Annotated in this window: 9 protein-coding genes; 7 read left to right on the top strand and 2 right to left on the bottom strand. The window is 43.8% G+C overall.

Annotated elements, in window-relative coordinates; genetic code table 11:
* The first annotated feature begins 115 nt into the window (after positions 1 to 115).
* The 4 genes from mobQ to QZ135_RS23705 all read left to right on the top strand — a co-directional run bounded on the left by mobQ (position 116) and on the right by QZ135_RS23705 (position 5,066).
* Entirely contained in the window at positions 116 to 1,828 is a 1,713-nt protein-coding gene (gene mobQ, locus QZ135_RS23720; protein ID WP_294615433.1) for a MobQ family relaxase, read from the top strand.
* 625 nt (positions 1,829 to 2,453) lie between these two features.
* Positions 2,454 to 3,251 carry a hypothetical protein gene (locus QZ135_RS23715; RefSeq protein ID WP_294615432.1) on the top strand — a complete coding sequence of 266 codons (798 nt, stop codon included), beginning with the start codon at positions 2,454 to 2,456 and terminating at the stop codon, positions 3,249 to 3,251.
* Positions 3,252 to 3,400: 149 nt separating this feature from the next.
* Positions 3,401 to 4,396 carry a PQQ-binding-like beta-propeller repeat protein gene (locus QZ135_RS23710; protein ID WP_294615431.1) on the top strand — a complete coding sequence of 332 codons (996 nt, stop codon included), beginning with the start codon at positions 3,401 to 3,403 and terminating at the stop codon, positions 4,394 to 4,396.
* 28 nt (positions 4,397 to 4,424) lie between these two features.
* Entirely contained in the window at positions 4,425 to 5,066 is a 642-nt protein-coding gene (locus QZ135_RS23705) for a hypothetical protein (protein WP_294615429.1), read from the top strand.
* A gap of 8 nt (positions 5,067 to 5,074) precedes the next feature.
* On the opposite strand, the gene QZ135_RS23700 is transcribed toward QZ135_RS23705, so the two are convergent.
* A complete protein-coding gene (locus QZ135_RS23700; protein WP_294615427.1) occupies positions 5,075 to 5,533 on the bottom strand; it encodes a transposase in 459 nt (152 codons plus the stop codon).
* A gap of 75 nt (positions 5,534 to 5,608) precedes the next feature.
* Here QZ135_RS23700 and QZ135_RS23695 point away from each other — a divergent pair, with 75 nt between their 5' ends.
* On the top strand, positions 5,609 to 5,821 hold the full coding sequence (locus tag QZ135_RS23695) for a hypothetical protein (protein WP_294615424.1): 213 nt from the start codon (positions 5,609 to 5,611) through the stop codon (positions 5,819 to 5,821).
* A gap of 127 nt (positions 5,822 to 5,948) precedes the next feature.
* Here the strand turns inward: QZ135_RS23695 and QZ135_RS23690 are convergent, their stop codons facing one another.
* A complete protein-coding gene (locus QZ135_RS23690; protein ID WP_365979391.1) occupies positions 5,949 to 6,326 on the bottom strand; it encodes a transposase in 378 nt (125 codons plus the stop codon).
* A 634-nt stretch (positions 6,327 to 6,960) separates the two neighbouring features.
* Here QZ135_RS23690 and QZ135_RS23685 point away from each other — a divergent pair.
* Both QZ135_RS23685 and QZ135_RS23680 read left to right on the top strand, forming a co-directional pair.
* The gene (locus QZ135_RS23685) at positions 6,961 to 8,256 is read left to right on the top strand and encodes an ATP-binding cassette domain-containing protein (RefSeq protein ID WP_294615420.1); all 1,296 of its coding nucleotides are present in this window, start codon (positions 6,961 to 6,963) and stop codon (positions 8,254 to 8,256) included.
* Between the two features lie 144 nt (positions 8,257 to 8,400).
* Positions 8,401 to 8,856: recombinase family protein (locus QZ135_RS23680; protein WP_294615435.1), on the top strand; the 456-nt coding region annotated here is incomplete at its 3' end.

The raw sequence follows: 8,856 nt of genomic DNA, 5'->3' as shown, positions 1-8,856 counted from the left end.
GCATAAAGCTGCCACCGGCAGCTTTATTTGCGGTTATGGGTATCGCTTGCCGCAATACCCATTTTCTTTTTGCGAAAAAGAAACAAAAACAAGGGCGAAAGGACGGTGAGAATGAATGGCGATTTACCACTTAGAAGCCAAGGTGGTCAGCCGGGGAACGGGGCGGTCTGCCGTTGCAGCTTCTGCATATCTGAGCTGTACCAACATCCTCAATGACTACGATGGAGTGCGGCACGATTATACCCGTAAGAAAGGACTGATCTGGCGTGAGGTGTTTCTGCCAGAGTATGCTCCACCAGAATGGAAAGACCGGGGCGTACTCTGGAACGCTGTAGAAGAAAACGAAAAGACAAAGGACAGCCGCCTTGCCCGTGAGTTTGTCCCGGCTCTGCCTGTTGAACTGACCCCGACCCAATGGCAGGAGCTTCTATCTGATTTTATTAAGGAAAGTTTTGTTGCAGACGGGATGTGCGCCGATGTAGCAATTCACGACCCATACCCTCCCGGTCACAATCCCCACGCCCACATTCTGCTGACGGTGCGTCCGCTGGATGAACGAGGCGAGTGGCAGTACAAGACCGAAAAAGAATATCTCTGTGTTAAAGACGGCGAGGAACGGGGCTTTACTGCCGCTGAGTTTAAGGCAGCGCAAGCGGACGGATGGGAGAAGCAGTATCCGTATAAGGTTGGGCGCAAGAAAGTGTATATGCCTCCCTCCGAAGCAGAGAAGCAAGGCTTGGAGCGAGCCAGCAAGCACCCCAAAAGCACCAAGTTCGGCAGACAGAATCCCATCTCCGAACGTTGGAACAGCGAGGAACAGCTTGTCGTATGGCGCAAGGCATGGGCAGACGTAACCAACCGCTATCTGGAACGATACGGACACGATGCCCGTATCGACCACCGCAGTCATGCCGAGCGAGGTCTGGTCGAGCAGCCCACCATCCACGAAGGTGTGGTGGCAAGGGCTATGGAGAAAAAGGGCATTATCTCCGACCGCTGTGAACTGAATCGGCAGATTAAAGCGGACAACGCTCTGCTGCGGGAACTGAAAGCCGCCGTCAAGAAGCTGGCGCAAGAGGTCCTCCATTCTCTACCGAAACTCGCTAAGTCCATGGAATTCCTGCGGCAAAAGCTGTTGATTTTCTGCTATCAGCTTAACCACATCCGCACAGGCAAATCTGTCATTGGAAAATCCGTGGATGCCTGGAATATCAACCTGAACCGATATTCCGAGGTGGTAGACCAAATCAAGGAAACCAAAAGGGAGCGCACAGACCTCCTTGCCGAAAAGAAAGAATTGCCGTTCTGGAATATCCCCAGGAAGAACGAGTTGACCGCCAGAATAGCAGAACTGACGGAATTGCTGGAAGAACTGCAATCCGAAAAGGCGATTCTTCTGGACAATATGGACTGTACGGACGGCAAGGATGTTTCTAAGGTCAGGAAGAAGGTTGCACTGATGGAAGCCAACTTGAAAGAACTGGACGAGCAGGAACAGAAATACTCCGCCGAATTGGAAACCGCCCTTGCCGAATATGCCGAGCTGAAAACACAGGGTGAACAATTCGACCCGGTGGAGCTGCACGACACCCGACAGGAACTGCGCCCTGAAATGGAGCAGACGGCAGTCCAGCGTGTGAAGGAAAAGTATGGCGATAAGTACAGTCACAGGACAATGGATGACAGCAAGCGGGATGTTTCCCGGCATTTGGACGAGTATGCCGAGAGCCAGGAAATCCGGCAAATCCAGCGGGAACGGGAATACCAGCAGCGGCGGCAGAATAAGGCCAAACAAGAAAGAAAAAAGCAGGATGATTGGGAACGCTAACAAACCGGCGGGAGTGTATTTTTACGATGCACTCCCGCTTTTATCTTAGGCAATCATCGAATCAATCTGTTTCCGATCATTGCATTCTGCCCAAATAAAAGCTTTGAGACTCATGCCTTGGCGATATTCTCGTTGTGTTTCCATACTAGACGGGAAACGACAGCAATGTAGTCTGTTACTCTCCTTGTTTGCCCATGAATCAGTGGTGGGTGCATATGTCATACAGCAGATGGCAGACCGTTTATTTTCCGTTGGCAACAGGTGCTCAGCTCTGCTTGCGTTCACACAAATGTTACAAGTGTTTTTAATGGGAAACAGTTGCGTTTATGCTATTGATATGGTAAAATTACGTTGCGGATGGTTTAATCCGTCCGACATTTATAAGATTGGAGGTAGTGTCATGTTCCGTTTTATGCAAAAGCAGTCTGGGTTATCTCATTTTGGATTTTGGCCTAGCCCCCATCTATGGACGGGGCAACTCAAAATCTATCATGTGGGCGCATAAGCCAGACTGTTGTTAAGTCGGCTTATGCGCTTTTTGCTGTGTGGTGAATCGAAAGCGTAGTGTTTTTAGATAACACAAGATGGAAATATCACCCATTCACTGTTGAAAGGAGGCACAAGCATGAATAGCATATTTAAGTTGATTACTAATCAGCAAATACCCGAAACGGCAAATGCTTTAGTTCCTGTGATTGGCTATGAGCCTTGGTCATTAAGAGCTCTTGAAAGCATAAAAAGCTCGATTGTAAACGGAGTTCCCACATTGATTCGTGTTCATTCAGCCGCCGACTACCCAATCGAAAATGAAGAACTCTCTCATCGCCTGGATATGGAGTCTCATTGTGTCCTTATTGTTGGGTATAATGACGACAAAGAGGAATTTGATATCGTAGATCCTTGGAACCCCAATTGGGGTGGACAACACGGCGGCGTTGGCAAACTCCCATATGAATCGCTCCATGTAGCATGTGTTAATTGCACTGCTGAAAAAGGAACGCGACTTTCTTTGATTTCACACAAGATTAGGCCAGTGCTTATCGAGGAAAATGCAAGTCTTGCTGTTGATTTGGGCTTTTATGAGCCTTTAGGCTATGTTATCGATAGAAACAATACGAAATTTGAAACATTCAAAGTGACTATTCATTATCTCTTCAATGGAAATGAAAAGCAGCAATCGCAGAGCCTTTCTGGCGAATGGAAGATTGGGGAAAAGGCGATATTTACATTCCCTTTGGAAAAAGAACTGTCGGGAGATATCGATGTCAGAATCGAGGTGCTTGCGACCTTATCAAGTGACAGGCCTTATCAGTACAGGGACAATATCTGTATGGACTTTACGGAGACGGTGAAGATTAACAGAAGTAGTGGTGTGGCGCAGAAGGAAAGCGTTATTTCTTCCATCAATGCAAGTAATTACTAAAACTCGGTATTGGACAATATAGTCCACTGTGAATTGGTGGCATGTGGGTGGATGATTGAAACTCTTCCACCCACATGTTGCCTATCGAAATGTTTTTTGCGTAGACTTCGAATTACAATCAATCGCAAAGAGAAAGGAGCATAATATATATGATCCGAAAAAACATTATTAAAAATAAAAAAGACAAACAACGTTATTTCCTTAATGACAGTTGGCGTATAGAAATGCCAGCAGTTGTTAGAACTCCATTTTATGGAAATAATTGTAGTGAATACTTCGGCTATGTCGTTACATACTCTGAGATGGAACAGGCGTATCATTTATTGAAAGTTGATCTGCATAATGGGAAAATACTTTGGAGTATAGATGCTGTCAATGGTGGTTATGGAACACCAACTGTTTTTGGCGACCTTGTTGTTTTCCTAAAAGAGTTTGATGCAGTACAAGCTGTTTCCGCTGAGTCTGGCATTGTAGAATGGGCTGTTCAGGGTGGTCACAGAGTACGAACTACATTAAATGTTATAGACGAAACATTGTGGTTTGGTTCCGGCAGCACCCTTTTAGCCGTAAACAAAAACGGAGAAGTTGTCAAAAAATTACATATTCCCAATTCGTTTATTTACGGTAATATTACGCCGTACAAAGGTGGCATATTATGCACAGGTACGCTCCACAACAATGAAAGGGATTGCTCATGTTCTTATTTATGGCTTATAAATCAAGAAGGAAGCATAATGTATTCTATGGAGTTAGGTAGAAGCCCTGTTATTAGTTCGGATACGTCAGGCATTTGGCTAAAGGATGACTTTGCTTTTGCATCATGCGGACATGACATCATTTGTTTTGATCTAAAAGTAGGAAAAGAACTATGGAGAACAAGGGTTTTTGGGTTTTGTGGACGACATTTTCCTGTCGTTGATAGCCAAAGAGTGTATTATACAACACTAAAGGGTGAGGTTGGTTGTGCTGACATATTAAACGGAAGTATTGTTTGGAGGCAAAAGTTCAGAGAAGGGCTTATTGTTGCGCCACCGTCAATTTACGGGAAGACCCTTTTTGTCTTGGCGGATTGTTCAGTTTTTTTATTAGACAAGGACACGGGGGAAAGTTTTTCAGCACAAAGTAGTTGGTCACACTCCTTATAGCGCGGTCAGTTTTGGAACTAATAAGGCGTTGATTGGAGCAGGCGAGCCACCAGCAAATGGTCAACTGATTTGTTTTGATGTTGTTTCAGAGGCACATGTATCTTTGCCTATGTATAACGACGTCTACTTTTTGGAAGAAAAAGATTGCAATCTTATGAGCGTGCTTATCGAAACAGGTGGAGAATATACATCTTCGAGTATTGACGTGTCAGTTTTTTCAAAAGATGGGGTGGTCAATGGTAAAAAAATCGGAAATGCCTTTACATATAAATTTAATTTACAAAACAATTGCGTCAGTGGGTTTTATGCAATTCCGGTTTTGCTTGAAAATTTTGGTTTAATTAAAAAAACATGCATTAGTATCTATATTGACAAAAGAGAACAGTTGCCATCTTCCTTTGTACTACATCAATATTTGAAGGTTTCAACAGAGGAGAATATTTTTAGTAGTGGAGCGGCATTGGTGCAAGGACTTATGAAGGTTCATGGGAAGTCCATTTCGCAAAAAGACTTTAGAGATAGGATTAACTATGTAAAAAGAAAAAGCAATTGGAAGGATGCAGACTTCCAAACATGGCGGCTAATTCTCAAAAGAGTCCTTAGTAATTCTGCTGAATCTTTAGATGATTTTATCAGAAGTGAAGAAGGAGGGGAGTTTGAAATATTTTAACCTGATCATTATCCAGAAAAAGGGACACGAAAACAGGCTGGCATATGGCGGCCAAAATTAGAGCAGATCAGCCAGGCCGGGGAGGTTACCAGACAGCCCTGCCTTTGAAGGATTAAGATAGCCTGGTCAGCAGAGATCTCACGGTGTGTGAGAGGACGGTCAGCCTTGCGGTAAGGCTCAGGGTTATAAGATTCGTTCTTCTTGAGGATGTTGTAGATGGCAGTCAGCAACACAAGGGCGACGGCGATGATGGCCTTCTTGTTACCACAGCGCTTCTTCAAAGCTAGATAACGATTGCGGACTTCTGGGTACTGCTTTGCCCGGATAGCACAGAGCGCACACTGCACCAACAGGGGCTTGATGTATGCCCCAGCCCGGCTGCTCCTGGTGGTTTTCTTTTTTTCCGGCACTTTCATTGTAAGCCCAGCCCAGGAGCAGAAATGCTTCGAGGTGGAAAAAACGGACATATCCACGCCAATTTAAGAGATGATGCCAATAGTGGCAAAGGCTTGGATACCTAGCGCCGTCATAACGAGGTTAAGTTGGGGAAGATATTTCTCAGCGATGGTCAGGATAAGAGAGTCCAGATCGGCCTTGCACAATTCAAGGCTGTCCATGTGGGAACGGATGATGCGGAGTTTTTCGGCCTGTTCCACACACATCTCTCCGTCCGCAGCGGCCTGGATTTTCTCAACTGGTGTTTTGACTCGCTTGTTGAGGAATGGAGCTACATGAAAGGATTCGTTGCTTCCTAGCAGCCGGAGGTAATAGCTGTAGCTGCTTTGCCAAAGCCGTCCGGAAACACGTCATCCAGCTTGATATTGGAGACAGTCAAGCAATCCTGCGCCCGGTTTTCTCTCCCGTGGTGAAATTGGTGAGTTTTCAGCGGTAGCACACCAAATCCCGGAGCTGACGAATATCTGATGGTGGGATAAAGCTGCCAGAAACCAGGTCGTGCTTGAAGATGTCCGCAAACCACTTGGCGTCCTTTTTGTCTGTTTTCTTTCCCCGGATAGCCTTGACGTACTTGGGGTGGGCAAGGACAATATTGCGGGCGTGTTCTAGGATGTTGTAAATAGGGAGCCAATACATCCCGGTAGGCTCCATACACACGTCCTTGCAGTTGTTCTCTCCCAACCAGGTGGCACACCGCCGGAGGTCTCCTGTAAAGGTGCAAAACCGCTTGCCTTTGTAGGTGGTAACGCCCTGCTCGTTGATTGAGGCAATACAGGCTACCAGAAACGATTTGTGGACATCCATTCCACAGCAGATAGGATAAACGATTTTGAGCATAACACATCCCCTCAGTTCGAAGATTTGAGGGAACAGGTAGGGACTGGACACTCACTGAAAGCTTGAAGCAGTCTGTCTCTCCAAAGATAAGTTTACAGGGTTCTACGCCCTACTTATTTGCGCTTGAAAGAGCATCCGGCACACATAATAATTCAGTTCAGCGGATAGCTGTACCCACTCACCCCCCCACATGCTGTGTAGTGTGCCCGTTCCTCTAGCGTATTCTAACAAATTTCGTTTAGCTGCGATAGAGGCACTCCTGTTTCGTATCCCTTTTGTGCCTTGGAGTGCAGCGGAAAGGAATGGTCATAATAATGAAGCAATATTTAAGTGCTCTTATACAAAAAATAGGTCGGTTGAATGTGTCCATTTATTTGCTTCTTTTGTCTGTAGGATATGGTTTATACAGCATACTTCCTTATACCTTGCCAAAGATATTTAGCGGCAGTGGGGGATTGCACGTAAACCCTTTTTTCATGGTCCTATCAATTTTATCCTTTTTAGTAGTCCCTATTTTGAATTATCCTAACAACCTTGCTATGCAGAGTGTTAGAAAATATTCAAAGCAGGTTCTCTTTGACGACCTAGTGAAAAAAAATATATGTATTTTGATGATATGGAAACCGGGAAGATCCAGGATCTTTTTTCCGAATCATCTTTTTGTACACGAAGTTTGCTGTACTCCTGCGTTCAATTTATAATCAAGCATTCCGCTATTATAATAATTAATTCAACTGCTTTTTTTAATTTCCATTTCCTTCTTGGTGTGACTTATATATTATCTTATTCAGTATATTTCTTCATATCCATTGTTCTTTTAAAAAAACAAAATAACAGGATTCATAGTACGCTGTTGTCTGCGTCAGATGTGAATTCTTATTTGATCGATTACTGCCAGAATTTGGACTCTATATACTCATTCCGTTCATATGATAAAGAAAAAGAAAAATATCGTTTCCTTTTGGATAGTGAGCAAAAAAATTACTATGGTCTACAGTTGGCCATAGATAATGCAAAACTGATTCAACACATTGTGTTAGTATTCATTACCTTTTTACAGCTGATTATATTTTCTATTTATTCCACAACGGGAATAGGTAATATCTCATTCTATTTAGGACTTATCTACTCAATATTTAATTTGAGAGATTTTGGTGGAGAATACTTGTCAATGATAGAAATGGTCTCAAGACTAAAAGCTGCGTTAAAACTATTGGGGTACAGCGAAAGTAATGAAAAAGATTGCCATAGAGTTTTTATCAGTGTTCCTACCAATACGGTGATTGCCATGCAGAATGTTGAATTGACGCTTGGTAACAAGAAAATTTTTGATAATGCTAGTTTGTATGTAAATAAAGGCGAGCATATCATCATTCGAGGTGAGAACGGAAGCGGAAAATCGACATTACTTAAAGTTATAGCAAAGATATTAGATATTGACTCTGGGCAGATAACATATGGTCTCCCATCTATCGATGGCATAATGTATGTTTCTCAAAATACAAATTTATTCAATAGGTCAATCTATGAAAATATAATATATCCAATGGACGATGCTAATTTAGAGGAAGTCTATGAGTTGATAAACATATTCGGACTTAATTCGTTGATAACTAGCGAAAACGACTTGTTTCAGAAAAAACCAGGTGATTTTGGAAACAAATTTTCAGGCGGTGAAAAGCAAAAAATTCTAATAATTAGGACATTAATCAATCGTCCGCATATTATCTTATTTGATGAGATTACCTCATCTCTTGACTCAAACTCCACCAAGGTTTTTTATGAAATGCTGAATACGCGATTAAGTAGTAGTACAGTATTATTTGTCTCGCACGATGATGTCGTTGATAGTGCATTTGACAGAGTCTTAGAGATTGATGAGTTACATGCTTTGTAAAGTGCGTTGTCTTATTATGCCTTATCGTCACCGATTTCTTTTAGCTAAATTGCATCATCAAGAATAGGCAACTTAATGCTGCAAAATTGGAGTCATAAGCACTTAACAACATTGCATATTATTTGCAGAAAAAATCCTTGACAAATCCCATCTCAGCGGAAGATACTTCAAAAGGCCGCCAAGGACAAGGGCTATACCGACACGATCTTCTTCGTGGATGACGGTATCACGGGTACGACGATGAAGCGTCCCGGTTTTCAGAAGATGCTGACCGCTATCGAGGCTGGGTACATCTCGGCGGTGTTCGTCAAAGACCTTTCCCGGCTGGGGCGCAACTACATTGAGGTCGGCAAGCTGACCGAGGAATTTTTCCCGCTCCATGATATTCGGCTGGTGGCCGTTTCCGACGGCGTAGACAGCAATGAAGGCGAGGATGATTTTACTCCGTTCAAGAACATTATGAACGAGTATTACGCCAAGGACATTTCCAAGAAGCGCCGGATCGTGAACAAGATGAAAGGCAATGCGGGCGTTCCGCTTTCTCCGCCGCCCTACGGCTACATCAAAAACCCGGACGATCCCCGCTTTTGGGTGGTGGAG

It is taken from the genome of uncultured Bacteroides sp. (assembly GCF_905207245.1).
Lineage (GTDB): Bacteria > Bacteroidota > Bacteroidia > Bacteroidales > Bacteroidaceae > Bacteroides.
Note: the sequence above shows the minus strand (reverse complement) of the source record. Positions and strands in the feature narration are given on the sequence as shown.